This is a genomic window from Nitrospira tepida (assembly GCF_947241125.1).
Lineage (GTDB): Bacteria > Nitrospirota > Nitrospiria > Nitrospirales > Nitrospiraceae > Nitrospira_G > Nitrospira_G tepida.
In genome coordinates, this window is sequence record NZ_OX365700.1 from 4393950 (window position 1) to 4419803 (window position 25854).

The following is a 25854-nucleotide window of genomic DNA, read 5'->3' on the forward strand; positions in this document are numbered from 1 at the left end:
TCATCTCCTTCCTGTCTCGCCGCCGCCGGCATGGGTCACTCCAACGTCTGCCAGGTTCCGTTCCAGACATAGACTTGCTTGGCCGGATCGCGCAACGGTCGCTGGGTCAGGATGAGCCGGCAACCGCTGCGCCGATAGAGGTAGTCGGATTTATGCGCCATCAACATCGCCAATGACAAGGAGGGCCGTTCGGCATCCATCGTCACCGGGACGAGGATCTGGCCGTCAGGACAACGGCGTAACCCTGCTGCATCCAGCGAGGGACGGGGGGTGATGGTCGACAGGCGCAACACATCGACAAATCGGCGATAGACGCCTTGTTCCAGGTCATCCAATAAGATCGACACCGCTTCACCCTCGCGCGGACGGTCGGGCTGATTGTTGCTGGATGACGCAAAGCGAGTGCCATCGTCCGACCTTCCAAGCTCCGTTCCAAACCCTTTGCGGGCCCTTTGTCGGCCTTTTTGTTAGGAGTGGCGACCCTCCCCGTTCTCCACATTCCTGGCGACAATTGCCCCAGCGATCCCCTTTCAACCTGACGCAAAAGGCCGCAGGCGTGCTTCTGACAGAATCCCTTTTGACTTCATGACAGGACCATCGGCTCCAATCGCGCCGTTTCCGTTATGCTTCCCTGACTCGGGCACGTGTGATGCAGGCTTTCGCCGGGAGGCCTGAACGGCGAGGCAGGGAAGGGCATTCCCATTTCAACCGAGCGATCGTTTCGTTTCATGGATGTCGCCCTTCGCCAGGAGCCGATGAGCCGAGCGCAAGAACGGGAGGACCGCCATGAACATCCTGTGCGCCGTCGATGGGTCCGAGTATTCACGTTGGGGAGTGGAGGCCTTGCGAGTGCTGGCAGACCGGCCTCCGGAGCGGGTGCTGTTGCTCCACACCGTTGAGCCGCGCCTGCCGAGATCGTCCGGGTCCCCCAGCCCGGCGCGAGTGGCTCGGGTCATCCGTGCGCTGGATGAGCGAGGGACGACCCTGCTGCGTCAGATGGCCCAGGCGGCATCGGTGGCGCTGGGCCAGGGTGGCACCAGCGCCAAGACCAAGATCGAAACCGCCCTTGCTCATGGTCGTCCGGCTGCCAGCATCGTGGCGCAAGCGAGACGGCGCCGGACCGATCTCGTGATTCTCGGTTCACGGGGACTCAGCGATATCCGGGGATTTCTTTTGGGCAGCGTCTCGCGTCACGTGCTCACGCAGGCGCCCTGTCCCGTTCTGATCGTCAAACGCCCGCTTGCCTCGCTCGGCCGGGTCGTGCTCGCCGTGGACGGCTCCAAACATTCCCGGCGCGCCTGCGAGTTCGCCTGCCAGCGGTTGCTTCAGGAGGCGACTCATGTGTCGGTGCTCTCCGTCGCAGGCGACGGGTTGACGGAGATGGCGGCGCAGGTTCTGCCAGCCTCTCAACTTCAAGACCTCACTCGCCCTCAACTCGACCGAGCTCAGGAACTGGTGAATCAGTATCGGGACCAGGTCTTGAAAACCGGGTGCAGCGTCACAACGGAGGTGCGCACCGGACATACGAGCGAGCAGATTCTCCAGCATGCCGAGCAACTCAAAGCCGACCTCATCATCGTCGGTTCACGCGGGCTCGAGGGCACGGAGCGGCTCGAACTGGGCAGCGTGGCGGAAAACGTATTGAAGTATGCGCCCTGCTCGGTCTTGGTCGTGAAACGCCGGCAGATCTAGAACCGCCCTGCGACAACCCGGGGGGAGGCATTCTTCTTTGACGAGAACCCGCATGCTTCGGCTGGCCAGTTCAACGGGTGTGATGGCCGTTCGCATCATTCATCGGCCGACCGTGAAAAGCACGCCAATCCCTGCCTGGTATCTCCTTGGCGTGACCTGTCGGACCGCGTCGCGTCTGATTGTGCCTGAATGGTCCGGTGTTGACCGTTTTTCAGTTGGAGCCTTTGTCTGTGGCTTGGCCTGTCATCATTAAATCCCGGCGAGAGTGGGAAGTCGTTCCACATCTGTTCGACTATGCGGCGGTGCGCGAGCGCTTCACCTGGGAGGAGGCCCGTCGCGAGCTGGAGGGGCTCCCGGATGACCGGGGCCTCAACATCGCGCATGAGGCGGTGGTGCGACATGCGCTCGGTCCAAAGAGTCACCATGTCGCCCTTCGCTGGATCTCGAAGGACGGGCGCGTCGAAGACTATTCCTATGACCTGCTGCATCGGCTGAGCAATCGGTTCGCGAACGTCCTGCGGGCATTGGACGTTGAGAAAGGAGACCGTGTGTATGTGCTGGCCGGCCGCATCCCCGAACTCTATATCGCGGCGCTCGGCACGCTGAAACAGGGCGCCGTGTTCTGTCCCCTGTTCTCCGCCTTCGGGCCGGAGCCGATTCGGGCCAGGATGAGCATCGGCGGCGCGACGGCGCTGGTGACCACGGAACCGCTCTATCAGCGCAAGGTCGCCGGCCTGCGCAACAGCCTGCCGGATCTGCGCCACGTGCTGCTCGTCGGGCCGGATCGCCGACGGACCGACCTCCCCGGCACGCTGGACTTTCATCGGCTGCTCGAATCCGCGTCGGAGAGCCACGCCATCGCTCCCACCGATCCGGAAGACCGCGCCTTGCTGCATTTCACCAGCGGCACGACCGGCAGGCCCAAGGGGGCGATTCACGTCCACAAGGCCGTGGTCGCGCACCATATCACCGGCAAGCTCGCGCTCGACCTGCACAGGGACGATATCTTCTGGTGCACCGCCGATCCCGGCTGGGTCACTGGGACCTCCTACGGCATCATCGCGCCCCTCGCCAACGGCGTCACCAGCATCGTGGACGAGGGCGACTTCGACGCGGAACGCTGGTACCGCCTCTTGCAGGATCATCGCGTGACCGTCTGGTACACAGCCCCCACGGCGATTCGCATGCTGATGAAAGCGGGGCTCGATCTGCCGCGCAAGTTCGACCTCTCGCGGTTGCGCTTCTGCGCGAGCGTCGGTGAGCCGTTGAATCCGGAGGCGGTCCTGTGGGGCCGGCAGGCGTTCGGCCATCCCTTTCACGACAACTGGTGGCAGACGGAAACGGGCGGCATCATGATCGCCAACTTCGCGGCGATGGACGTGCGGCCCGGTTCCATGGGGAAGCCGTTGCCCGGGATCGAGGCCGCGATCGTGCGGAAGACCGAAGCCGGCCGGGTGGAAGTCGTCGACCGTCCGGACGTCCAGGGCGAGCTGGCCCTGCGACCAGGGTGGCCGTCGATGTTCCGCGGCTACTGGAACGAAGAAGCCCGGTACCAAAAATGTTTCGCCGGCGGCTGGTACCTCACGGGAGACCTCGCGAAGCGGGACGCCGACGGCTATTTCTGGTTCGTCGGCCGGTCGGACGACGTCATCAAGACCTCCGGACACTTGATCGGTCCCTTCGAAGTCGAGAGCGTGCTGATGGAACACCAGGCGGTGGCCGAAGCGGGCGTCATCGGCAAGCCGGACCCGGTCGCGATGGAAATCGTCAAGGCCTTCGTCTCGTTGAAGGACGGCTATGAGGCCTCTCCTTCGCTTCAGAAGGAATTGCTCGGCTTCGCCCGAACCAGGCTGGGCGCGGTCGTGGCGCCGAAGGAGATTGCGTTTCTTCCCTCCCTGCCGAAAACCCGAAGCGGAAAAATCATGAGGCGCCTCCTGAAGGCCCGCGAGCTCGGGCTCCCGGAGGGCGACCTTTCGACCTTGGAGGGCTCGTCGTGACCCGCGCCGTCGATCGCCTGACCGCCTTGGATCTGCTGTACCAGATGCTGCGCATCCGGCGCTTCGAGGAGAAGTGCGTCGAGCTGTACAGCCTGGGCAAGATCCGCGGGTTCTTGCACCTGTATATCGGCGAAGAGGCGGTCGCGGCCGGGGCCGTTCGTTGCTTGGCGCCCGCCGACGCCGTCGTCGCGACCTACCGGGAGCACGGCCATGCGCTCGTGCGGGGCACGCCGATGAGGAGCCTCATGGCGGAACTGTTCGGCAAAGTGACCGGGTGTGCCAGGGGGCGCGGCGGCTCGATGCATTTCTTCGACGCATCGCGGCGCTTCTACGGCGGCCTCGCGATCGTCGGCGGCGGCCTCCCGGTCGCGGTCGGCCTCGCGCTGGCGGACCGGATGCAGCATCGACCGCGCGTGACCGCCTGCTTTTTCGGCGACGGGGCGGTGGCCGAGGGAGAGTTCCACGAATCCTTGAATCTGGCTTCGCTCTGGAACCTGCCGGTGCTGTTCCTGTGCGAAAACAACCTCTATGCGATGGGGACGGCGCTCGCCCGCCATCAGGCGCAGACGGACTTGGCGGCCAAGGCCCGCGCCTACGGGATGCCGGCCCAGGCGGTGGACGGCATGGATGTGTTGGCGGTCATGGAGGCGACGCAAGCCGCCGTGGACGAGGTCCGGCGCGGAGCCGGACCCCGCTTTCTCGAATGCCAGACCTATCGGTTTCGCGCGCACTCGATGTACGACCCGGAGCTCTACAGAAGCAAGGCGGAGGTGGAGGAGTGGAAGGCGCGCGATCCGATCCCCGCCCTCGAGGGGCTCATGCGGGAATGGAAGGCCATCGGTTCCGAAGATCTTCCGAAACTGGAGCGGCAGATTGCGGGCGAAATCGACGAGGCCGTGGCCTTTGCCGACGCAAGCCCCTGGGAGCCGGTCGAGGACCTGGAGAAGGATGTGTACACGGAATAGCAAGGAGTGAGGAGTGAAAAGTGAAGAGCCGGAAGTGAGAGGCGAGAGAATCGAAAGTGAGGATGTCCCTCCTCGCTTTCCACTTTCCACTTTTCACTGAGACGACATGCCTACCATCACCTACCGAGGGGCTGTCCGCGCCGGATTGCGCGAGGCGCTCGTGAATGATCCGCGCGTGTTCCTCATGGGCGAAGACGTCGGGAAATACGGCGGCACCTATGGCTGCAGCAAAGGATTTGTGGACGAGTTCGGCCCGGATCGCATCCGCGACACGCCGCTCTCGGAATCGACCTTTGTCGGGGCCGGGATCGGGGCCGCGCTGGGAGGGTTGCGCCCGATCGTCGAGGTCATGACGGTGAACTTCAGCCTGCTGGCCTTGGATCAGATCCTCAACAATGCCGCGACCATCCGCCACATGTCCGGCGGCCAGTTCAACGTCCCGTTGGTCGTCCGCATGGCCACCGGCGGAGGCCGGCAGGTGGCGGCGCAACATTCCCACAGTTTGGAAGGCTGGTACGCGCACATTCCCGGGATCACGGTGCTGACCCCCGCCACCGTGACCGACGCGAAGGGGATGCTCTTGAGCGCGCTGCAACAGCCAGACCCGGTCTTCATCTTCGAACATGCGTTTTTGTATCCGATGGAAGGTGAGCTGGATGAGACAGCCGGACCGGTGGACATCCGATCGGCGGCCGTGCGACGGCCGGGACACGATATCTCGCTCATCACTTTCGGCGGGTGCCTCTGGAAGGCCCTGGCCGCGGCGGAGCAACTGGCCGGGGATGGCATCGACGCCGAGGTGATCGACCTGCGCCTCTTGCGGCCGCTCGATGAGGCGACGATGCTGGCGTCGGTGACCAAGACCCATCGTGCCGTCATCGTGGACGAGGCCTGGCGGACCGGCAGTTTTGCCGCCGAGATCAGCGCCCGGATCATGGAAGGGGCGTTCTATGCGTTGGACGCGCCGGTCACGCGGGTCTGCAGCGCGGAGGTGCCCTTGCCCTATCCCAAGCATCTCGAAGATGCGGCGCTCCCGCAGGTGGCGACGATCGTCAAGACGGCACGGTCGATGGTCTCCAAATGATCGGCAAGCGTCCCTGACAAGACAGGCGCAGAGGTCAACAGGATGTCCCATGCATCGTCAGCGACGGAACCGGGCGCGACTCATCCCGATCCGCTCAGGGAGAAATTGGTCTCGTTGTTCCAGGACATCACCCGAAAGGCCGCACAGGCTCAAGGACGTTTTCCCTCCTCCGATCCCGATTGTCAATGCAGCCGGGATAATTTGCTGGCCTACCTGGCGCTGCGAGAGCACGACTTACAGGACCTGCAACTGGAATTGGTCGAGCGGGGCCTCTCCTCGCTCGGTCGGCTGGAAGGGTCCGTGATCGCGAGCCTGAGAAAAGTATTGCAGAACCTTGGCTACCAGCCGCCGGATATTCCGCTCAAGGCTCCGGACTTTGCCCAAGCGCGTTCGTTGCTGTCCCAGCGTGCCACGAGGTTGCTCGGTCGTCCCCGTCCCCATCACCAGACCCGCATCATGGTCACGTTGGATCTCGACACCCTGCGGCAACCGGAATTGCTGGAGCAACTCCTGCTCAAGGGCATGGACATCGCGCGGATCAACTGTGCGCACGACAGCAGCCGCGAGTGGCTGAGGCTGATTCAAGCCGTTCGGGATGCCGAGGAGCGGCTGGCACGACGGGGCGAGAGCGTCGGACGGCGCTGCCGCATCGTCATGGACTTGGCCGGGCCGAAAGTTCGGACCGGCCCCCTCCGGCCCACTACCCGCCCCTTGAAACTCTCGGTCGAGAAGGATCTGCGAGGGCGACCCCGTTGCGTCCTTGAAGGCTATCTGACGACCGAGACCGAGCAGACCAGGCGCGTCCGTGAACCCGGGGAACCGTCCCGATTCATCATCGCCCTCCCTCAACAGGACCGGGTGGCGAGCCTTTCGCTTGGCGAGGACCTCACGTTCACGGACACGCGCGGGCGCAGGCGAGCGCTGCGGGTGCTTGAGCGAGTGAGCCCGATGCGGGTGCGCGTCGGACTGAACCGGACCGCCTACATCGAGGAAGGCACCGAATTGGTATCCGCGCAGGGGCACCTGTTCCGGGTCGGACCGGTGGTTTCACAGCCGGTCGCGCTGCGGGTGCAGGCCGGAGACCGGTTACGCCTGTATCGAGATCCCGCCCGCCTCGGACATCCGGCGGAGGCCGATGGACCGGCCGGGATCAGTTGCACGTTGCCGGCCGTGTTGGAATCGGTCGCGCTTGGCCATCGAATCTTCATCGATGATGGGAAGATCGCGGGGGTCGTGCGGAGCATCGAAGCGGATTATCTTGAGCTCGAGATCACGGCTCCTCATCACATCCCCGCCCGCATCCGCGCCGAAAAGGGGCTGAATTTTCCTGATTCCCCGATCGATATCCCGGCCTTGACCGAGAAGGACCAGGATGACCTGCGGTTTGTCGTCGGCCATGCCACCGCGGTCGGTCTCTCCTTCGTCCATCAGCCGCGCGACCTCGATGATCTGCGCTCGGCCCTCAAGGAGCTCGGCGATCCGGATATCGGGATCGTGATCAAGATCGAAACGCGAGAGGCCATTCATCGGCTGGCTCAACTGATTATGGCAGGCTTGGACCTGCCGAGGTTCGGGGTAATGATTGCGCGGGGGGATCTGGCCGTCGAGGTCGGCTTCGAACACTTAGCTCTGGTTCAGGAAGATATTCTCTGCATCTGCGAAGCCGCCCACATCCCCGCCATCTGGGCTACGCAGGTGCTTGAGAACCTGGCCAAGAGCGGCCTGCCCGCCAGAGCCGAAATCACCGACGCGGCGACGGGCCAACGGGCGGAATGCGTCATGCTGAACAAGGGCGAATATGTCCTTGAAGCCGTCAAGACGCTGGCGGACCTGTTGGGCTCCCGAGAGCGGCAACGGATCAAGAAACGGCAGGTCTTTCGCGAGATCACCGCGCAGCATGGTCTGTTCGACCGGTTCGGTGACGAGTCCGCTCGTGAGGCTGCGCCTCAGGCCGCACGGTATGCCGGCTCGGAGAATGCGTGAGAACGGCGATGTGTAGGGCGCTCCATGGCTGAATTCGTGATGCCCACCTTGGGCGCGGACATGACTGAAGGGACGTTGATCGCCTGGAAGAAGCAGGTGGGCGATCGAGTCGAGAAGGGCGACATCATTGCGGAGGTGGAGACGGACAAGGCCGCGATCGAGATCGAGGTTTTCACCAGCGGCACGATCGAACGGCTGTCGGCGCAGCCGGGGGACAAAGTGCCGGTCGGGACGGTGATGGCGATCATCAGGGAAGAGGCGGCTGCCGCGCCGGCACCGGCTCCCCCGCCGACCAAGCCGGCCGTTCAGCCGGAGGGACCTGCGCTCGCCGCACCGGAACAGGTTCAGATCGCGAAGCCGCCCTCCATCTCGGCCGAAGCCTCGGCCACCGTATCGGCGCGGCCTCAGGAGCCCAGGCTCCGCATCTCGCCGGCAGCCCGCCGGTTGGCCGATCAACTGGGCATCGATCCGACCGCCGTGACCGGTACCGGACCGGACGGCGCAATCACTCTCGACGATGTCCAGCGAGCGGCTCCTAGAACGGAGCCCGCCCCTCCCGAAGCCCTTCCCCCGGCAACAGCGGCGCCGCAAGCCGACCGCATGGCCCGCATGAGGCAGGCGATCGCCACGGCCATGGCCCGTTCCAAGCGGGAGATTCCCCATTACTACCTCAGCACGACGATCGACCTGCACAAGGCCCTGTCCTGGCTCGCGGCGGAAAATGCCGCGCGATCGGTTGCCGATCGGCTGTTGCCGAGCGCCCTGCTGATCAAGGCCGTGGCGCTGGCATTGAAGGAGGTCCCCGAGCTTAATTCGGTCTGGAAAGACGGGCGGGCCGTCACGAGTCAATCCGTCCACATCGGCGTCGCGATCGCGTTGCGGGGCGGCGGGCTCGTGGCTCCGGCGCTCCACGATACCGACCGGTTGAGTGTTACGGACCTGATGGGGAAGCTCCAGGACTTGGTGAGGCGGGCGCGCGCCGGGTCCCTGCGGAGTTCGGAGTTGTCCGACCCGACCATCACCGTGACCAATTTGGGCGATCTGGGCGTCGACAGCGTGCTCGGCGTCATCTATCCTCCCCAGGTGGCGCTGGTGGGATTCGGAAAGGTGGCGGAGCGGCCCTGGGTGGTGGAAGGGCTCGTGGTCGCCAGACCGTTGATGACGGCCAGCCTTTCGGCGGATCATCGGGTGAGCGACGGCCACCGCGGAGGCCGCTTCCTCGCTGCGGTGGACCGGCTGCTTCAGAACCCCGGCGGGTTGTGAGAGGATAGCTGGAGAGGGCCGATGAGGCGAAGAGACTCATCCTGAAGAGGATCGCGAGGCCGCGATCATCCTGTCGAAAAGGGGTGGACCAATGACGCGAACAGAGACAATACGGCGCGCGAGCGTCCGGTGCCTGGTGGTCGGACTCCTCATGATGCCTCTGCCGGCGGCGGGCATGACTCAAATTTTGCCCGATGCCACGGTGGAGGCGGATCGGCAAACCGTCCTTGAGCTCACCAGTGCCTTCGACCAGGCGCAGGAAGCCATCCGTTCGCGCAATCTCGATGAATTGATGGGCATCTACAGCGAGCGATACAACCATCATGGATTCAAGAAGGAAGACCTCAGAAAGATCTGGGCCGAGCTCCTGAGCGATTACGAATTCATCGCCAACATCCATACCTTTTCTGCAATCCGGACTTCAGGAGAGGGCAACAACATGACGGTGGAGATCACCTGCAGCGGCGCGCTCTGGGCCACCAGCAAGAACTCGAAGGAACGTATCCCGATTGACAGTTGGCATCAGGAAGTGCATCACCTCGCCAAAGAAGATGGGGAGTGGCGAATCGTGGGCTCGTCCAAAGGCGCTTCCGCGAGACCGCGCCTCTTCGGCAGCGCGCCGCATCCGTTGTTCTAACCCACCTGGGAGCGGATCGGACCATGACGACGCCGGCCACGGACATACGGGAGACGATCATCCGATTGCTCGGCGAGATTGCCCCGGAGGCGGACATGGCGTCGCTTCGGTCCGACCTAAACCTTCGCGACCAATTGGACATCGATTCCATGGATTTTCTGAACTTCGTGATCGCGCTGCACAAGACGTTCGAGATCGAGATCCCGGAAACCGATTATCCCCGTCTCTCCACCCTGGACGGTTGCGTCGCCTACGTCGCGGAGCGCCGGTGAGCTGCGGGGGCTTGCCTGGTCAGCCTCCAGCGCTTGTGAGGACGGTTGTGAGACAATCTTCGCAACACACGGCCTTTTCAATCTCGTCATCGTCATAGAAGGAGCCTCGTCCATGCCACAGCCTATTCGGATCCTGTTCACCGCTGTCATCTCGCTGCTCGTCTGGTTGACCCAAGCTTCGGCCTCCGGCGAGGCCGTCCGCGTTGTCGGCACCCCGGCGGCTCAACCGGTCGATGTCCAGCGGATCGAAATTACCATGCAGGAATATGCCTTCATGCTCGGGAAGCCTGGCACGGTCCGCCTCGGCGTCCCGACCGCGATCATCCTGCGTAACCACGACATCGTCCGGCACGGCTTCACGGCGCCGGTGCTCGCGCAACTGGGGCTCAGCGTGGAGGGCGAGGGCGTGTCTGCTTACGGCACGGGCATCGAAGGGGTCTATGTCGATCCCGGCAAGACGCTGGTGATTTATTTCACGCCGGAGCGCGGCGGCAATTATTCGTTTCGCTGCGATCTTCACCAGCAGATGAAGGGAGAGTTGTATACGCTGGAACTGCCCTCGGCGTAGGGCGCCCTTTTCGTCAACCGTCAAGCGTCATGCGTCACTCGCAGGCCGCAGGCATGTTTGTTCTTTGGAGCATGTGTTTGGCGAGCCGCAGGGAGGCGCGTTCGGCTCACGCCGCGGGCCGTCACGACAACCCACTCGCGGGCAAGTTTCAGAAGGAGTAGACTGAAGCTGTCAATCGAGGTGATCGCGATGGCGGACAGAAAATACGGCCAGCGAGGGTATCGGGACTCCGAAAAGGCAGGAGGAGGAAAGCCGGAGGGGCCGTCCCTGTCGCGCACGCCCGCTCCGCTTCAGAGCCGCACCGTCGTCCGCTGCGCAGATTGCGGGACGCAGCTCCCGCCGGTGACCGATACGCTCGGCCAATGTCCCAAGTGCAAAGCCGAGCTGCATGCCTGCCAGCAGTGCGCTCACTTCGCTCCTGGGCAGCGGTTCGAATGCACCCAGCCGATCCCGGAGCGCATCGCCGACAAGCGCGCCCGCAACGACTGCACTTTCTTTGGGCTGCGCACAACCGTTGAGCGCGAAACCTCGGCGGGATCAGGGCACCTTCAGGATGCTCGCCGCGCTCTCGACAATCTTTTCAAGAAGTAGCCTGCCGGGGCGAGTGCCTACCGCGCACACACGCACCGGACCGCAAGGGGCGGGTTTTCTCACCAACGTGGAGCCGTACAGGGGCGAGGCTATCCAACATGGATTCCCGACCCCTTTCCACTCGGTAGCGTGCTGAACCACCCACCAGCTCCGGCAAGATGACTTGAGTCCCCGAGAAGGTCTTGCTACAGTTTCCACAGAAGGAAGCCTGCGGATGACGAAAGCCATTGAAACCGCGATCAAGCTGCTCGAGACGCTGCCTGAATCAACTCAAGAACATCTGGTCGAGGAGCTTCGTCGTCTCGCGTTGGATGCGCAAGACGAGGCCAAATGGGATGAGCTGTTCGCTCGCAGCGATCGATTACAGGCCGCTGCGCGGAAAGCTCGGCAAGAGATTGCAGCGGGCAACGCCTCTGATATGGACTTCGACAGATTGTGAAGTCCAAGACCATCCCCAGCTTCTGGGAAGCCTATGATCGCCTACCCGAGCCTGTAAAGAAGGCCGCTCGCAAGTCCTTCTCCCTCTGGCGAGAGAATCCGTTCCACCCTTCCTTGCACTTTAAATGCGTAAACCAGGAAGAAAAGACCTGGTCCGTTGGCGTTACGTTGGGCTATCGCGCACTCGGCATATTGGACGGCGACACCGTGACATGGTTCTGGTCGGAGGGCATCAGGACTACGAACGGGAGGTCTGATTGCTCGCTATGCTCATAGAATCTTGATCTTGAGCCAACCTCAGCAGATTGCCGTTCTTGATACCGGCCCAACCGGCTTGTGGCACGGTGACCACGTCATGGCCTTCAATCTCCTTGGCCAAACGACGGTCAATGCACTCGTCCAGGAGAACCTTCACGAGGCGATGGCCACCATTCGGGCCTTGGCCTCTTCGAGGAAGGCGATGATCTGCTCACGAGTGACAGTCGGAAATCCTTCAAGGAAGTCGTCGATCGTCTGCCCCTCTCCAAATACTCGATGAGGGTTTGGACAGGTACGCGGGTCCCGCGAAACACAGGTGTGCCGCCCATGATATCAGGGCTCAAGGTGATGAGAGGATGTGCTGGCTGGGCGGTAGAAATTCCTGTGGCGGGTGAAATTCTAACCTGCATTATTCATGACGGTTCGTCGCGTTGCACCCGTTGCATCGGGAAGAGCAACGGGTACCCGGCAGTCGCCAAGCGAGACGGGCGCGTGGAGCCGCGAGGGAGTGAGGCGTACTTGAAACAGTACGTCGAACCGACCGAGTGGCGAGCCCGCCCGCTGGCAGGCCGTGAAACTGCATGCCAGCTTGTCGCAGCGGCGAATCCGCGATTGCAGCAGAAGCGTTCATGAATAATGCAGGCTAAGCAAGAAGGATCTTTCCATTCACGGAGTTACTCGAACAGGTCGGCGAGCGGGAGGCGGAACTCCGGAAGGAGGGGCGTGGTGAGCGTGTCGTGCGCTTCGGTCGAAAGCTCAGCCGTCCGAATATACTGGTGGTGGCCGAGCCGAAACACTTTCACTGTCTCAAGCTCCGGATCCACGATCCAGTATTCGCTCACGCCGAAGCGCTCATAGAGCTTGCGCTTGGTCACTTCGTCCTTCTTGCGGGTGGCATCGGAGAGGATTTCCACGACGAGATCCGGCACTCCCTTGATGTTGTCGTCGGTCACGATGCCCTTCCTGGCCGAAGTGACGAATAGGACATCCGGCTGGACCACGTCTTCATCGGACAAGATGACGTCGCAGGGGGCATCGAACAGTTCCCCAAGTGCGTGCTGGCGGATAAACGCGCCCATGGCGATTACGAGATTGCGCGAGATGCGCTGGTGCTTGGTACTCGGCGCAGGAGTCATGGAGTGATCTCCCTGGATCAGCTCGTGACGCTTCCCGTCATCGGGGAAGAGGAGATAATCCTCGTACGTCAGCCTCGTTGAGCGGGGTTGCGTGGACATGGGACCTCCGCGTGGCTCGTTTGTGACCTGATCGTAGCAGGGGGGGTACAAAAGCTCAAGGAAAGCGGTCCGCTACTTCGCCGACGTGTCGTGCCGGCCAATAGGCTGATAGGCTGCCGAGGCGGGGCTCATTGGAAGACACCCTCTTGCATTTCACCGGCAACCCACCTGATTGTTCGTGTTTGGGAATCAGGGGCCACGCGAGAGAGGAGCGGACCAATGGAGGTCATATTGCAGGAACTGCCGTCTGATTGAGTCAAATACGAGTCAGAGTCCAATTTCAGGCGGTCCCCCCTGGTTCCCCATTCAGCCACCTTCTGACCGCGTGGCCGATTTCGTCGTGAAACGCCTCATTCCCTGCGACCACGCCCCGGAAAGTCACTAGTCATGCCTGATTAAATGAAAACGGCTGCACCGTCGGGGCCGAGGTAGAATGCGGTCTCGATGGACCACGGAGCGGAAGCGAAAGCTCCGAAGGTGCTCGCTCCCACGGACGGGAGGGCACAACCCTCAACCAGGAGGTGCAGCCGTGAGCCAGTATATCGGGATCGATCTCCACAAGGCAAAGTCCTTCGTGACCCGGCTCGATCATCGGGGCCGCGTGCTGGAGCAGCGCGAACTCACCCACGCCACCGGCGAGTTGCAACAGTATTTGGAGCGGTTGCCGGCGGAGACGCGCATTGCGGTGGAGGCGACGGGCAATTGGATGTGGTTGTATGAACTGATCGAGGAGCGGCATCCGGATCTGGTGTTGGCGCACCCGCTGAAGACCAAGGCCATCGCCAGTGCGCGCATCAAGACGGATAAGATCGATGCGACGACGTTGGCGCAGTTGCTGCGCGCGGACTTGGTCCCGGCGGCCTACATTCCGCCGCGCGACGTGCGGGATACTCGGGAGGTGCTTCGGTATCGAGCCTCCTTGGTGCGGCTGCGGACGCAGGTGAAGAACAAGATCGCGGCGGTCGTCAGTAAGACCGGGCTCCAGACGCCGACGCGGATGGCCTGCGGCGTGAAGAGCCGCCGCTTTCTGGCGACCGTTTCGGTGCGGTCGTGCTACCGACTCGGGCTCGACGGGTATCTCCGCACCTTGGAGCATCTGACCACTGAGATTCGCCAGGTCTCCAAGACCATTGAGACCCAGGCGGCGGCTGAGCCCCAGGCGCGCTTGCTCCAGACGATGCCGGGCATTGGTGCGTACTCGGCGCTGTTGATCTTGAGTGAGATCGGCGACATTCAGCGATTCCCGGACAGTCGCCATCTGTGTTCGTATGCCGGGCTGGGGCCCTCGGTCCATGCCTCCGGCGGGAAGACCCGCCTGGGACGTCTGACGAAACAGGGCTCGTCGTGGTTGCGGTGGATTCTGGTGGAGCTCTCCGTCCACGCGATCAACGCTGCTCCCCAGTTTCGGAGTCTCTACTATCGGGTGGCGAAGAAACATGGGCGGAACGTGGGCCGGGTGGCGGTGGCACGGGCCATGTTGAAGACGATCTACGCGATGTTAAAAAAGCAGGAGGCATTTCGCCCGATGGCGAAGGGCAGCACCGGTCAGCGCCCCGGGGTCATGGTCGGCTGACCATCCGCGGTGAGCCAGATCCGAAGTGCCTGATTGCGCGACCGGTGTCCCATTTCATCCTGGGCTATGAGCCCGCATAGGTGACTGACTCGTCGTCCACTGAGACGCGCGGGGGACCGAATCGCGGACGGGCATGCTCGCTCTTGACAGTCGTTTTCATAGGTGACCCTAATTTGCATCTAGTCATGCCTGACCCCAAGATGGCTGACGATGCTCGACGCGCGCTCGACAATCTCTTCAAGAAGTAGCGGCTAGAGCGAGCGCCTGGCGCGCACGGACGTGCGCCGTGCGGTCATCTGCGATTTCCAGAACAACCCCGGCTGCCACAAGTTCCGGTTCAAACAACACTGCCATTGAGGCCTACGTAACAGACTCACCAAAAGTCAATAGTCATGCCTGACCCCAATGAGACCCCAATGATGCTGGTAAAATTCTAAGTAAGAAGGGGTGAGAAAGCAACGTGGAGCCGCCCTCGGACGAGGCGATCCAACAAGGACTCCTGAGCTGGCCGCTTCTTCCCCCTTTTTTCTCCTTCCTTCTGGTACCTTTACGCCTCCGTCTTGTCCGCAAAATTAGCGAGAAACAGGCGCGCAATTTCTTTGCCATTTATCAATAACACGCCGTTGGCCTCAGCTAGCTTCTTCGCCTCCTCCGAGAAATGATCGGCCAGGCTCATTACGCATCCCTCGGCACCCGGATTTCTAGCCATCATCTTAACCACTTGATCAACCCCTTGTTGATCGCTGGTCCCTTTGTGCTTTTTTACCTGGGCAAACAGAATTGTCTCTCCTGGCTCAAAAGGTGATAGAGATCTTCTAAGCCGTCTACAGCGGAGATCTAGATCACCTCCTTGTCCATCAAAACTATTGCGCCCTTCGATGCTGTAGCCATCTGCTTTAAGCAGATATTCACAGATTGCTTCGAATGATATGGCAGTTTTTGAAGGAGCTACCTTGTTCAGCTCCTCTTGAATAAAAGCAACAACACGCTCTCTCGTGCTACTTAAGAAATCCTCCAGGCTCGATTTGTCATATCTGACGTGTGGATTTTCCTTGAGTGCCACTAGGATCTTTTGAAAATGGTTCTCGTAGCTTGGAATCTGTAAAATTGGAAGTCTCATCCACGGCAACTTGCCACGCCAAGCTGCTAACTCATGGTTATCAATAGAAAGATTGCCATCGAGTCCATGAGATTCCCTTATTTTAATCCGATGATTTTGGCAGGTCGTGTCACCGTCCTCGTATTCATAGCAGTTCGGAAAATCACCATCCACCACGTGAATACTTACCTTGTTCTCTTCGGGGAGATGAGGAACTACCAAGAGATCTCCGTTCCTGAAAGCTTTTATCCACGTCAGATTCGTAGGGACTCGAGTGGTGGCCAGCTGATGATAGAGCTTGCATTCTTCAACAAAGTTCTCTCCATCGACTCTTAGGTCTCTCTCTCCTCCACCTCCCCATCCTTGGGACAACCGCCTTTGCTCCACCACTCGTCTTAAAATTTCACTTCTATGAGAACGATCGAATCTAAAGTTGTATATCATGGACTATCTCCCTCCCCAATACAAAGTATGTACCTATATCCTGCTGAGGCACTTACCTCCTAATTTAAAGACCTGCGACACACGAATTCATTTTGTTCTCCTGGAACTTCTTTTGGCACCCCTCACCTCACGGCTTCACGCCGCAGCGTATTAACACTTGGATCCGCACCTTGTCCAGGGCGTTGAACCGGGCCACGGGGTCGTCAATCCACGAGGCCTTCTCGAAGTCGGGCCTGGCCTCCTCGAACTCTTTTCGGCAGATGTACTCCTGTACAACCTGCTTGAGCGACTTGTTCATCGTGACCCGCATGAGCGCATCTCCTTGCACCACGATTTCGATGATCAAGGCGAAAATCCATTCCATGGGTCACCTCCTCTTGTGAGATGACTGATTAGGCCATGAGAAGCCGGGTGATGGGCTGCGCGCTGGCTACGAGCTTGGCGATACGGGAGGAGCCTTCCGATTGCAGCAGTCGTCCGAGGCTCGTCCCGCTCGGCAGCGTAAGGAAACGGACTCGATCCCCGTAAGGCGCAACGACCTTCAGCAGATCGTCCAGCAGGAGCGAATCCATGGGACCTACCGATACGTGGATCAGATGATCCGCCATCGCACAGGCCGTGCGAAGCACAGCCCGCTTGTCCCAGCTTCTGGCTCCGACCGGGCAGACGACATGAGATAGGCCCTGCTGCCGGAGGAGCAGGACATCCAATGGATGCTGTGTGAGAAAAAGCTGGTCGTGACGCCGGAAGTCTTGCGGCCAACCGGGCGAGGGATAGACCAGTCGGTCGTACCGGTGCGAGTACAGCGGTCCTTCCCTTGCCCCCCAAAGCACCTCTTGACACGGCCTCCAATCAACAGGCTCATCCAGCAATGACCAGACACGCCCCCGGCCGTCATGGACCGGCACCAGCAGCACGTCGTTCGCATGACGATCGATGAGACGCTGCTGACCGATCCGATGCCCGATCAGCCCCGCGACTCTCATTTCGTCTTCCGAGTAGCCCTGTTCCTGAAGATGATCTCGCAACAGGGTGTCCGGCGCGGAAGGACAATAGCCCAACCGGAGTTGCCGAATGGTCGCCTCGGTGAGGCCTTGCCGCTTCGCCCATTCCCGGCCTCGCTCCCCTTCGGGTCGTTCCAGCAGTATGGAATGATAAAAGTTCGCGGCGTCTTCCATGACGCGCCAGAATCGCGCATATTCGCGTCGAACGCCTTGAAGCATACCCGCGTCGAGCATCCGCGCGAGTTTCTGCAGGGCCTCGGCCCGTGTCAGAGATTCGGCCTGCGCGATGAACTCCACCGGCGACCCGCTCGCACGGCAGTCGGTGCAGGCATACAACTCCCGACTAACCTCGAAGCAGCCGGAGTGGCAGAAGGGACATGGTCCGATCCAGGAACTCGCTATCGGCGACCATCGTTTCAGGCGTCCGGACGGCGGCAGATAAGACCGCACGACCTCCCGGCAATCGGCCTCGTCACGGACATCTTCCCATCGCTCAATCGCCAGCAAGTCGTCCAACGCCGATGGATCGTTTCGCGAGCACGGCTCCTCATCGGCCGGTCCACAACCCGATCTCTCGATCCGCGAATGGCTTCTCATGGCGGCCGCACCGATCGGCCCGGCCGGCAGGAGCGTGCCCAGGCCCACGAGCCCCGCCTTCTTGATAAACGATCGCCGATTCAGCATGGGGCGCCTCCTTGGTCTCTGGAATTCCGCTTTATGCACGTGCGCGCGACCCAATTCCCCTCTCGATTGGTCACGGTGAGCCTCCTCACCTTCTGGAAGGCGAGCTTACACCCGCCCTGTGACGGAACAGGTCACAGGGCTTCGGTCAGCGGAACAGGCAATGGGCTGGAGACGGTCGGCTACGACGAATACTGGCGGGAGGCGGCGGCAAGCTTCGACCGGACGGCGACAATGAGAGCCTGGGGACTCAGCACCTTGGCATCCGCGCCCCAGGACAGGACCCAGGAGGCCAGCTCATCCAGGCCGCCGGCTTCGATAGTGGCCACCACGGACCCGTCAGCTTGAGCCTCTACATGCTGAGTGGGATGCCAGCGCCGCTCTTTAACGAGGTAGGCGACCTCCGGGCTGAACCAGATCCGCACGGTATGGACCGGTTCGTCGATCAAGCCGAACAATCGTTCATAGGCCCGCTCGATGGAGAGATCCTCAGGGATGTCACAGATGTCATCGGTCAGCTCCACCGAAGCAATCCGTTCCACGGCGAACAGGCGTCGGGCCTTGGAGCGATGCGAGTAGCCGAACAGGTACAGCCCATACTGATAGAGGAGCAGCGCATAGGGGTCGACGCGATGCTCGACCGGTTCATCGTATCCGGCAGCGGTATGGTTCAGTCGTACCACGCGCTGCAGCAGGAGCGCCCTTTGAATCTGCGCGAGGAGAGGGCCCTGGTTTTCATACGGCCGGATGGGGGCTTGAAGCGGAACAAAGACCTGGGTGACGCGTTTGAGATGATTCGCGACTTTGGTCGGCAGCCCGGCCTCCACCTTCTGTATGAGGTGCTCCAGGCTCTCCACGAAGGGCGTACCGTTCAAGTATGCGAGATGGCTCTTGGCCAAGTGCAGCGCCATGAGCTCGGGAAGCGTCGCCGGTTCGGGCTTGATGCCCTGATAGCCACCGTCGATGCGCCAGACCCGTTCGCCGCCCCCTTCGTGATCGACGAACACATAGCCGAGTCCCTCAATCGCTTGAAGATAGTCGTAGATATGCCGCCGGCTGACCTGGAACTCCTCTTCCAGCTCGGCCCTGGTCATCCCCCGCGAGCACAGGGTGCGGATCATCCGCACCATCCGTGCGCCAGGATTGGCATCTTTGCGCTCTTTCCTCCCCGGCCCTTCCATACACCCTTTTCCCGTGGATGTGGTTCAGCGATTGGTCTTCGCCTCTGGATTCTCCCACATTTCTTCTAACTGCTTGAATCTTTCCACCTCTTCGAACATAGCGATCGACTCCATAAGACTTTCAGGGGTCATATAAGCTAATTCAGGATGATTCGCTATTAACTCGTCTAGAATTTCATGGACGTCAAATGACTTGCCTCGCCAGTTCGTATAGATATAATCGCCCATCGAGTATCCTCCTTTCAGCGGCGCTCGTTGGCCGGATTCTCCAAGCTCTGGTCTCCTTCCCCTGGTCCCCTTTCCGAATACCCGGGTTGTCGCTAACTCCGCTGATTGTAGCAGCGGACTGTGACGGATGAGGTCCTAGCGGTGCAATCCCCCGGAACTCCCGGCAGATGGACCGTCCGACCAGGCAGAGGGGATGGGAACATGCACCCGAAGAGGGCCAGGACTTGATTTTAGCAACTGGGAATTGAACGCCTTTTCTCACGAGACCGTGGGGTTAGGGCGCGGCGAGTGGGAGACGGCGACGCCTTGCTCGCTTATCCTCGGCTGTGGCGGAGTGGATTTCGCCGACACGGACAACGTCGTGGCCGAGGTCGCGGAGAAATTCCAAGAAAGATTCGGAGGGCGAGTCTGGCAATCACACACACCCAGGCCACCAGCTCTGCGGGATCACTCGTTTTCGGTGGGACCGAGATGAATACGGATACGGCCGGGCTCCACGATCCACAGTCGGCCGACAGGCGATTCCTTAGAGACCGCATGAACGATCTGCTCAATGAGTCCCTGCATCCCTGCCAGGGTGGGATGTGGATGACGCAGTATGATGAAACCCGGGGAATGCTCCGGAGGAAAATCCAAGAGTTGGGCGAAGTCCAGATCTACGGTGATCAGGCACCGCTCTTCTCGCTTGCAGGCTGCGGCGATCGTGTCATCCTCAGCACCTTGCAGATCTTCATCGAAGACCGTGCTCACGGCGTGCCCGGCCCTGATGAGCGGCGCCTGCCAGCGGGGATCACAATTCTCGTCGAGCTTGAATTGCACTGTCAGGTCGTGACTTCGACCGGGAGCACCCGTTCGCGGGCCATTTCGGCGGCATACGCGAGACAGGCCCGGACATCTTCTCGCGTGAGACTCGGATAAGCAGCCAGCACCTCTTCGACACTATTCCCATTGGCAAGGTACTGGACGATGAGCCAGACCATGATTCGAGTCCCCTTCACGCAAGGCTGACCATGACAGATGCGGGGATTGATGCTAATGCGGTCAAGGAGCGGCTTCATTGTGGGTGCATGATAGGCCATGTGCCAGGGCTGGTTCAATGGCCGGCAGGGAAGGGTCTTAGCTCTTGGAGACTCGCACAGCGATCACGCAGGCGCCCACATCGCACGTCGCTGCAGGTAACTCAGCATGCGCTCGGCGAGCTACGTTTCCCGAGTAATGCTTCACGAGTTGTCATGAACGCGAAGCGTTCACCCATGTAGCATGCAAAGCCCCCCTCACCTTCTCCTCTCCCCTTCTTGGGGGAGAGGGTGGGGGAACAGCGACATCTCACGCTTTCGGCTGGAAGTCGCGGGCAGCGCAAGCCAGCTGCGCTTCCGCAGGGTCTGGTACACCTGGAGTGATGAGGAGGGCCGAAGGGCTTTAATGACTCTCCCGCTGGCTCGCCACGGCCAGAATGTTTAGGGTAAGCCGAGGGAATGCTACGGGACGCGTTCGGCCGAGCAGGCGGTATTCGAACAGTGCGAACTGCTCTATCCCACGCGTCCGAGGGTAAGCAGTTTGACCGGTAGGCCCAGGCTCCGCGCTTCTATCGCAAGCCGCCGGTCGGCGGTCAGCACCGACGCCGCCGCGGACTCGGCCACGGAGAGATGGAGTGCATCAAGCGTGCGGAGCGTCCCTTGGAATTTCCCCAACCAGGACCTGGCCAAACGATAGTCACGCGCCTTCAGGGACAGCATTTCATAGTACCCCTCCTCGACGTGCGCTTCGAATTGGGCCATCACTCTCACGCCACTTTCGCGAGACAACGTCTTCTCCCGAATCTTTCGGGAAACTGCCGAGGTGAATTCGACAAGGGTCAGTTCGCTGATCGCCGGTGCGGTCACACTCCTTAAGGTCCGCTCCGCGACCAGGCTCAACGGTTCGGGGCAGTAATAGGCGGCGAGAACGCTGGTATCCACATAGACGGTCACGCGCGCTCGGTCACGCGCGAGTCAATCACGATCCGACTCAACGTACGCCCTTTTCGTTTGATCGAACGGCGCAAGGCGACGAGCGACGGGAGTCGACGCCGGCGGCGAGATGGAGGCACCAGCCTGGCGACAACTTCACCGCGCCGCGCGATTGTGATCGTTTCACCGGCCTCGGCACGATCGAGGAGACTTTTTAAGAGGCGGCGTGTTTCTTTAACATTGATTGATCCCATGCATCCACCTGTCATGTACACCGTCAGTGTACACAAGGTATATGGGAGAAGCAAACAAGCAAACGGGTTTTCGGCGTTGCTTCTCGAAACGGATCATATTGTGGCGGCCACCAAGGGGATGTCCGATGGGGCCACGCAAGCGGTTTAGCCTCGGCCTTAAACGCGAGGTCGTGCGGTTGACCCTCAGGCCGGGCGGCACCTTTGCGGGCAGGCGATGCAAGGGCTCGACAACTGCCTGAGTCGACATGGTCCTGGGCACGTAAGAAAATCACGCGTGCTCGGTGAGCGAGCGTGGCAACCGCCGAGCTACGGCTCACGCTTTCGGCTGAAAGTCCCGGGCCTGCGAGAGCCAGCCTCGCTTTCGTAGGGTTTGCATGATCGTCTCGGCGGCTGATCCGGCCGATGTGACGGTCGTATCGACCGTCACGTCGGGATGGAGCGGCGGCTCATAGTTGACCTGTAGGCCCGGCACCGTCGTGCTCTTGCCGGCATAGCCGCCCCGGTAGGTGCCCTTCTTGTCCCGCTGCTCACAGACGGCGAGCGGACAGACGATCGCGACCTCCAAGAACTGGGGAATCAGCGACCGAGCCAGCTCGCGATAGGCGCGGCGGTGACCCGTGGCATCGAACAGGACCGGCACCCCGTGGGCCACGAGCCGGCTGCCGAAGTACGCGAGCGCCCGGTAAAACAGATCCCGTTCTTCCAGACTGTAGGTCGGCTCCGGCGTCAGGACCCGGCGCAACGCATCGGATTCGAGCACCTCCGCATTCAGACCCGCCTCCGCCAGCGCCCGTTTCAGCTCGGTCGCAATCGTGCTTTTTCCCGAAGCAGGGAGCCCGGTCAGCCAGACGGCAAAGGGTTGCGTCATGGTTTCCTCATTCTCTTGTTTCGGGTGATGTTGTTACGCGGGCACGGCGCCCCTTCTATGGCCTTCATCTCATTGATGATTGTCTCGCAAGTCGGGTGCCATTATCTTCGATCATATTTTCCACAGGCCGGCGAGCATGATGACGCCTATCACCCCATAGGAAGCTCGGACCTGGCGCGAAACGCTACAGTGGAGCAGGCGGAATCCTTCTCTCTCCACATATTTTTTGGGGCATTACACTCATCTTCCTCCGGCCATCTGACAGCTCCGGCCTGCCGGTGAGACAGATCCGCCGCTGGCATTCCCGGTGCACTCGCTTACCATAGGATAGGTCGCGGGTCACATATTGAAAGAATGGTCGGATGACCATGTCGTCGAGCGCCGGTCTTCACCAAATATCCGCCACGGATGTGGCCGCCCTTGAGACGGCCGACGTGTATCGACGGCTGGAGTCATCGCCGGCCGGCCTGGCTCCCGACGAGGTGCCGCGCCGGATTCAACGTTATGGGACGAACAGCCTCGAGGTCTCAAGAGAGACGCCCTGGTCGCTCCGGTTGCTCCGACAACTCACCCACTTTCTCGCGTTGCTCCTGTGGATTGCGGCCCTGCTCGCGTTTATCGCGGATACGATGCGTCCGGGCGAAGGGATGGCCCCGCTGGGCTGGGCCATCGTCGGCGTCATCCTGCTCAACGCCGGCTTTGCCTTCTGGCAAGAGTACCGGGCCGAACGAGCGGTCGCTTCTCTTCATAGTCTCTTGCCTTCCACCGCCTGGGTGATTCGAATGGGCCAGCCGCAGCAGGTGCCCCGCGATGAGGTCGTTCCGGGGGATGTCCTCCTGTTGGACGAGGGAGAGCAGGTGCCGGCCGATGCCCGTCTCGTAGAGGCCACCGGCCTCCGCGTGGACAATTCCGCCTTGACCGGAGAGGCCACGCCCAAACGCTGTACGGCGGCCGCCTCCAGGGCTGCCCACCCGCTCGACAGCCCCAACCTGGTTTTTGCCGGAACGTCGGTGCTCGCCGGCCACGGCCGCGCCGTCGTCTACGCCACCGGCATGGCGACGGAGTTCGGCAGGATCGCGCACCTGGCGACCACGGTCGAACCGGAGCTCAGTCCGTTGCAGAAAGAAATCGTCCGGGTGACGCGGGTCATCGCGCTCATTTCGCTGGCGATGGGCCTCTTGGTCTTTGCGCTCGGGCTCACGATGAATCTCGGGTTCTGGATCAGCGCGATCTTCGGCATCGGCATCATCGCCGCCAACGTCCCGGAAGGGCTGTTGCCGACGGTCACGCTTGCGCTCGCCATGGGCAGCCAGCGCATGGCGAAGCGCAAGGCCTTGATCAAACACCTGCCGTCCGTCGAGACGCTCGGCTGCGCGACGGTGATCTGCACGGACAAGACCGGCACCCTGACCGAGAACCGCATGAGGGTGGGGTGCCTCTACGTAAACGATCTGGCCATGGAATCTCGGGAAGGGCTGCTCCTCGTCAAGGATCACCTCCCCAGCACGGCGGACCCGCGGCAGCTCGGCCCGCTGATCCAGGCCATGGCCCTCTGCCACAACGCCAAGCGCGTCAGGCAGACTGGAGGCCGGATTGTATGGACGGGCGATCCGACCGAAGTGGCGCTCGTCGAGTTCCTGGACGACCATGGGGTGCTGCCTCACCAGCTCCCGGGCCGCATGGGGGAACTGCCGTTCGATGCTGACCGCAAACGCATGGCTACCCTCCACTGGATCAACGGGCGCCTCACCGCCTACGTCAAAGGCGCGCCGGAATCCGTCCTCGCGCTCTGCAGCCATGTCGGACAGAACGACGAGCGGGCTGCTCTGACTCCGGATGAGCGGCGGAAGATCCTGGTCCAAAGCCGGGCCTTCGCCCAACAGGCCTATCGGGTGCTCGCGGTGGCGATGCGGGAGATCGTTCCGGATGACAAACGTTTGGATATCGAGACGGTCGAACAGAATCTCACGTTCTTGGGGCTGGTGGCGATGATGGACCCGCCCCATCGGGAAGTGCCGGAAGCCATCGCGCGCTGCCGGCGCGCGGGAGTTCGAGTGATCATGATCACAGGCGACCACCCGCTGACGGCGGAGGCCATCGCGCGCAAAATCGGCCTCGCCCCGTCGTCGCCGGCGCTGCTACCGGATGCCTTCGTTCCGGTCGTGGAAGGAGCGCAGGTGGAGTCGATGTCCGAGGAGGCCTTGCGCGGCCTGCTGACTCCCGCCCGTCCCGGCCAGCCGGAACCGGTCTTCGCCCGCATGGCGCCGCGGCACAAGATGCGGGTCGTCTCGACCTTGAAGGAGATGGGCGAGGTCGTGGCCGTAACGGGGGACGGGGTCAACGACGCGCCCGCCCTGAAGAAGGCCGATATCGGCATTGCGATGGGCGTGGCCGGCACGGACGTGGCGAAGGACACGGCGGACATGATTCTCCTCGACGACAACTTTGCGACGATCGTGAACGCGATCGAGGAGGGACGGACGGTCTATGCCAACATCAGAAAGTTCTGCACCTATGTCCTGTCGAGCAACGTGCCGGAAATCGTGCCGTACCTGGGATACGGCCTCGTCGGCATCCCGCTCGCCATCACGGTGCCGCAGATCCTCGCCGTAGACCTCGGCACCGACATCGTGCCGGCGCTCGCGCTGGGCTCCGAGCCCCCACACCAAAGCGTGATGGATCAGCCGCCGCGCCCGCGGACCGAGCGGTTGATGAACGGGGCGCTGCTCCTGCGCGCCTACCTGTTCTTGGGCCTGCTGGAATCCCTGGTGGCGCTCGGCGCCTTTTTCTGGTTTCTTCACGTACAGGGCTGGGCCTGGGGAGACCCGTTGCCCTGGTCCGCTCCCTTGTACAAACAGGCCACGGCTGTCACACTGGCGGCCATCGTCATGAGCCAAGTCGCGAACGTCTTTGCCTGCCGATCCGACCAGGTTTCTTCGTTTCGCCTGGGACTGTGGACCAATCCGCTGCTCTGGCTGGGCATCGTGGTCGAGCTCACGCTCCTGGCCTTGATCGTCTATAGCCCCTGGGGGCAGGCGGTGTTCGCGACGCAGGCCATTCCCTTCTGGGTCTGGCCGGTCCTCGTTCTTGGAGCGCTCGGCCTGTTGCTGGCCGAAGAGCTGCGCAAGCTGGTCCGGCGCCGATGGCGTCCGGTCACAACCGGAGACGACGGCCGCCTGTCTCAGTCTGAGCGGGATGGCCCGCGGGCGTTCGCATGACAGGATCCTGCATGACCGGCCGCATCGCCGCCATTGCGCTACTCGTGACGATGATCGGGCTCGCGGCGGGCCTGGCGGCGTCATGGGGCGAAGACGGCCGCATCCGCACCGGCCGCATGATTTATGAAGAGCATTGTTTTCGCTGCCATGGTTTGAATGGCGAGGGGGATGGACCGGAGGCCGACTCGCTCGTCGTGCGCCCGGCCAATTTCCATGCTCCGCGCATCCGTGCGAAAACGGACTTTGAATTGTGGATGGCCGCCGCCTATGGAGTCGCCTACACGCCGATGCACGGATGGCTGACCCGTCTCACGGATGAAGAAATCCTCGAAGCGCTGCGGTACATTCGCGAACTGGCGCCGCCTGAATAAA

General features: G+C 61.8%; 26 protein-coding genes and 3 pseudogenes. 15 read left to right on the forward strand and 14 right to left on the reverse strand.

Annotated features, from left to right (window positions below; translation table 11 throughout):
• Nucleotides 1-35 precede the first annotated feature (35 nt).
• Nucleotides 36-347 carry a hypothetical protein gene (locus QWI75_RS20840; protein WP_289271294.1) on the reverse strand — a complete coding sequence of 104 codons (312 nt, stop codon included), beginning with the start codon at nucleotides 345-347 and terminating at the stop codon, nucleotides 36-38.
• A 439-nt stretch (nucleotides 348-786) separates the two neighbouring features.
• Between QWI75_RS20840 and QWI75_RS20845 the strand changes: the two genes are divergently transcribed.
• From QWI75_RS20845 to QWI75_RS22995, 12 genes and pseudogenes are all read left to right on the forward strand, one after another.
• Entirely contained in the window at nucleotides 787-1692 is a 906-nt protein-coding gene (locus QWI75_RS20845; protein WP_289271295.1) for a universal stress protein, read from the forward strand.
• Between the two features lie 230 nt (nucleotides 1693-1922).
• A complete protein-coding gene (gene acsA, locus QWI75_RS20850) occupies nucleotides 1923-3689 on the forward strand; it encodes an acetate--CoA ligase (RefSeq protein ID WP_289271296.1) in 1767 nt (588 codons plus the stop codon).
• Nucleotides 3690-3733: 44 nt separating this feature from the next.
• Nucleotides 3734-4654: a pyruvate dehydrogenase (acetyl-transferring) E1 component subunit alpha gene (gene pdhA, locus QWI75_RS20855; protein WP_370693658.1), complete on the forward strand. Its 921-nt coding sequence runs from the start codon at nucleotides 3734-3736 to the stop codon at nucleotides 4652-4654.
• A 106-nt stretch (nucleotides 4655-4760) separates the two neighbouring features.
• Nucleotides 4761-5738 (forward strand): alpha-ketoacid dehydrogenase subunit beta, encoded by a 978-nt coding sequence (locus QWI75_RS20860; RefSeq protein WP_289271298.1) that lies wholly within the window; start codon nucleotides 4761-4763, stop codon nucleotides 5736-5738.
• Between the two features lie 42 nt (nucleotides 5739-5780).
• Complete coding sequence (locus tag QWI75_RS20865) at nucleotides 5781-7721, forward strand: pyruvate kinase (protein WP_289271299.1); 1941 nt, start codon at nucleotides 5781-5783, stop codon at nucleotides 7719-7721.
• A gap of 24 nt (nucleotides 7722-7745) precedes the next feature.
• Nucleotides 7746-8984, forward strand: coding sequence for a dihydrolipoamide acetyltransferase family protein (locus tag QWI75_RS20870; protein WP_289271300.1), 1239 nt, complete (start codon nucleotides 7746-7748; stop codon nucleotides 8982-8984).
• Between the two features lie 151 nt (nucleotides 8985-9135).
• Complete coding sequence (locus tag QWI75_RS20875) at nucleotides 9136-9621, forward strand: nuclear transport factor 2 family protein (protein ID WP_289271301.1); 486 nt, start codon at nucleotides 9136-9138, stop codon at nucleotides 9619-9621.
• Between the two features lie 23 nt (nucleotides 9622-9644).
• Entirely contained in the window at nucleotides 9645-9893 is a 249-nt protein-coding gene (locus QWI75_RS20880; RefSeq protein WP_289271302.1) for an acyl carrier protein, read from the forward strand.
• Nucleotides 9894-10005: 112 nt separating this feature from the next.
• On the forward strand, nucleotides 10006-10461 hold the full coding sequence (locus tag QWI75_RS20885; RefSeq protein ID WP_289271303.1) for a cupredoxin domain-containing protein: 456 nt from the start codon (nucleotides 10006-10008) through the stop codon (nucleotides 10459-10461).
• 189 nt (nucleotides 10462-10650) lie between these two features.
• Complete coding sequence (locus QWI75_RS20890) at nucleotides 10651-11052, forward strand: hypothetical protein (protein ID WP_289271304.1); 402 nt, start codon at nucleotides 10651-10653, stop codon at nucleotides 11050-11052.
• A gap of 214 nt (nucleotides 11053-11266) precedes the next feature.
• The gene (locus QWI75_RS20895; protein ID WP_289271305.1) at nucleotides 11267-11491 is read left to right on the forward strand and encodes a hypothetical protein; all 225 of its coding nucleotides are present in this window, start codon (nucleotides 11267-11269) and stop codon (nucleotides 11489-11491) included.
• Nucleotides 11488-11747, forward strand: a pseudogene (locus QWI75_RS22995) (ParE family toxin-like protein). The gene QWI75_RS20895 and the pseudogene QWI75_RS22995 overlap by 4 nt, the downstream one beginning before the upstream one ends.
• Nucleotides 11748-11770: 23 nt before the next feature.
• On the opposite strand, the pseudogene QWI75_RS23000 reads toward QWI75_RS22995, so the two are convergent.
• From QWI75_RS23000 to QWI75_RS20900, 3 genes and pseudogenes are all read right to left on the reverse strand, one after another.
• A pseudogene (locus QWI75_RS23000) lies at nucleotides 11771-11905 on the reverse strand (DUF5615 family PIN-like protein); the annotation flags it as partial.
• A pseudogene (locus QWI75_RS23005) lies at nucleotides 11902-12077 on the reverse strand (DUF433 domain-containing protein). The pseudogenes QWI75_RS23000 and QWI75_RS23005, both read right to left, overlap by 4 nt.
• Before the next feature lie 345 nt (nucleotides 12078-12422).
• The gene (locus QWI75_RS20900; protein WP_289271306.1) at nucleotides 12423-12983 is read right to left on the reverse strand and encodes a Uma2 family endonuclease; all 561 of its coding nucleotides are present in this window, start codon (nucleotides 12981-12983) and stop codon (nucleotides 12423-12425) included.
• 529 nt (nucleotides 12984-13512) lie between these two features.
• On the opposite strand from QWI75_RS20900, the gene QWI75_RS20905 reads away from it, so the two are divergent.
• Nucleotides 13513-14556: an IS110 family RNA-guided transposase gene (locus QWI75_RS20905; protein WP_289271307.1), complete on the forward strand. Its 1044-nt coding sequence runs from the start codon at nucleotides 13513-13515 to the stop codon at nucleotides 14554-14556.
• A gap of 547 nt (nucleotides 14557-15103) precedes the next feature.
• Here the strand turns inward: QWI75_RS20905 and QWI75_RS20910 are convergent.
• The 10 genes from QWI75_RS20910 to QWI75_RS20950 form a co-directional block, all read right to left on the reverse strand.
• Complete coding sequence (locus tag QWI75_RS20910; protein ID WP_289271308.1) at nucleotides 15104-16099, reverse strand: restriction endonuclease; 996 nt, start codon at nucleotides 16097-16099, stop codon at nucleotides 15104-15106.
• 127 nt (nucleotides 16100-16226) lie between these two features.
• Nucleotides 16227-16463: a hypothetical protein gene (locus tag QWI75_RS20915; protein WP_289271309.1), complete on the reverse strand. Its 237-nt coding sequence runs from the start codon at nucleotides 16461-16463 to the stop codon at nucleotides 16227-16229.
• Nucleotides 16464-16491: 28 nt separating this feature from the next.
• A complete protein-coding gene (locus QWI75_RS20920) occupies nucleotides 16492-17787 on the reverse strand; it encodes a CHC2 zinc finger domain-containing protein (RefSeq protein WP_289271310.1) in 1296 nt (431 codons plus the stop codon).
• Nucleotides 17788-17966: 179 nt separating this feature from the next.
• A complete protein-coding gene (locus QWI75_RS20925) occupies nucleotides 17967-18905 on the reverse strand; it encodes a helix-turn-helix transcriptional regulator (protein WP_289271311.1) in 939 nt (312 codons plus the stop codon).
• An 84-nt stretch (nucleotides 18906-18989) separates the two neighbouring features.
• On the reverse strand, nucleotides 18990-19193 hold the full coding sequence (locus QWI75_RS20930) for a hypothetical protein (protein WP_289271312.1): 204 nt from the start codon (nucleotides 19191-19193) through the stop codon (nucleotides 18990-18992).
• Nucleotides 19194-19640: 447 nt separating this feature from the next.
• A complete protein-coding gene (locus QWI75_RS20935; protein ID WP_289271313.1) occupies nucleotides 19641-20012 on the reverse strand; it encodes a DUF5615 family PIN-like protein in 372 nt (123 codons plus the stop codon).
• 2 nt (nucleotides 20013-20014) lie between these two features.
• Nucleotides 20015-20272, reverse strand: a complete 258-nt coding sequence (locus QWI75_RS20940; RefSeq protein WP_306417599.1) for a DUF433 domain-containing protein — start codon at nucleotides 20270-20272, stop codon at nucleotides 20015-20017.
• Between the two features lie 450 nt (nucleotides 20273-20722).
• The gene (locus tag QWI75_RS20945; RefSeq protein WP_289271314.1) at nucleotides 20723-21163 is read right to left on the reverse strand and encodes a type II toxin-antitoxin system VapC family toxin; all 441 of its coding nucleotides are present in this window, start codon (nucleotides 21161-21163) and stop codon (nucleotides 20723-20725) included.
• Nucleotides 21160-21411, reverse strand: a complete 252-nt coding sequence (locus QWI75_RS23010; RefSeq protein ID WP_370693659.1) for a type II toxin-antitoxin system Phd/YefM family antitoxin — start codon at nucleotides 21409-21411, stop codon at nucleotides 21160-21162. Before QWI75_RS23010 ends, QWI75_RS20945 begins: the two co-directional genes overlap by 4 nt.
• Before the next feature lie 298 nt (nucleotides 21412-21709).
• Nucleotides 21710-22264: an adenylyl-sulfate kinase gene (locus QWI75_RS20950; protein ID WP_289271315.1), complete on the reverse strand. Its 555-nt coding sequence runs from the start codon at nucleotides 22262-22264 to the stop codon at nucleotides 21710-21712.
• 362 nt (nucleotides 22265-22626) lie between these two features.
• On the opposite strand from QWI75_RS20950, the gene QWI75_RS20955 reads away from it, so the two are divergent.
• Both QWI75_RS20955 and QWI75_RS20960 read left to right on the forward strand, forming a co-directional pair.
• Nucleotides 22627-25482 carry a cation-translocating P-type ATPase gene (locus QWI75_RS20955; RefSeq protein ID WP_289271316.1) on the forward strand — a complete coding sequence of 952 codons (2856 nt, stop codon included), beginning with the start codon at nucleotides 22627-22629 and terminating at the stop codon, nucleotides 25480-25482.
• An 11-nt stretch (nucleotides 25483-25493) separates the two neighbouring features.
• Nucleotides 25494-25853, forward strand: a complete 360-nt coding sequence (locus tag QWI75_RS20960; protein ID WP_289271317.1) for a c-type cytochrome — start codon at nucleotides 25494-25496, stop codon at nucleotides 25851-25853.
• Nucleotide 25854: the final 1 nt, after the last annotated feature.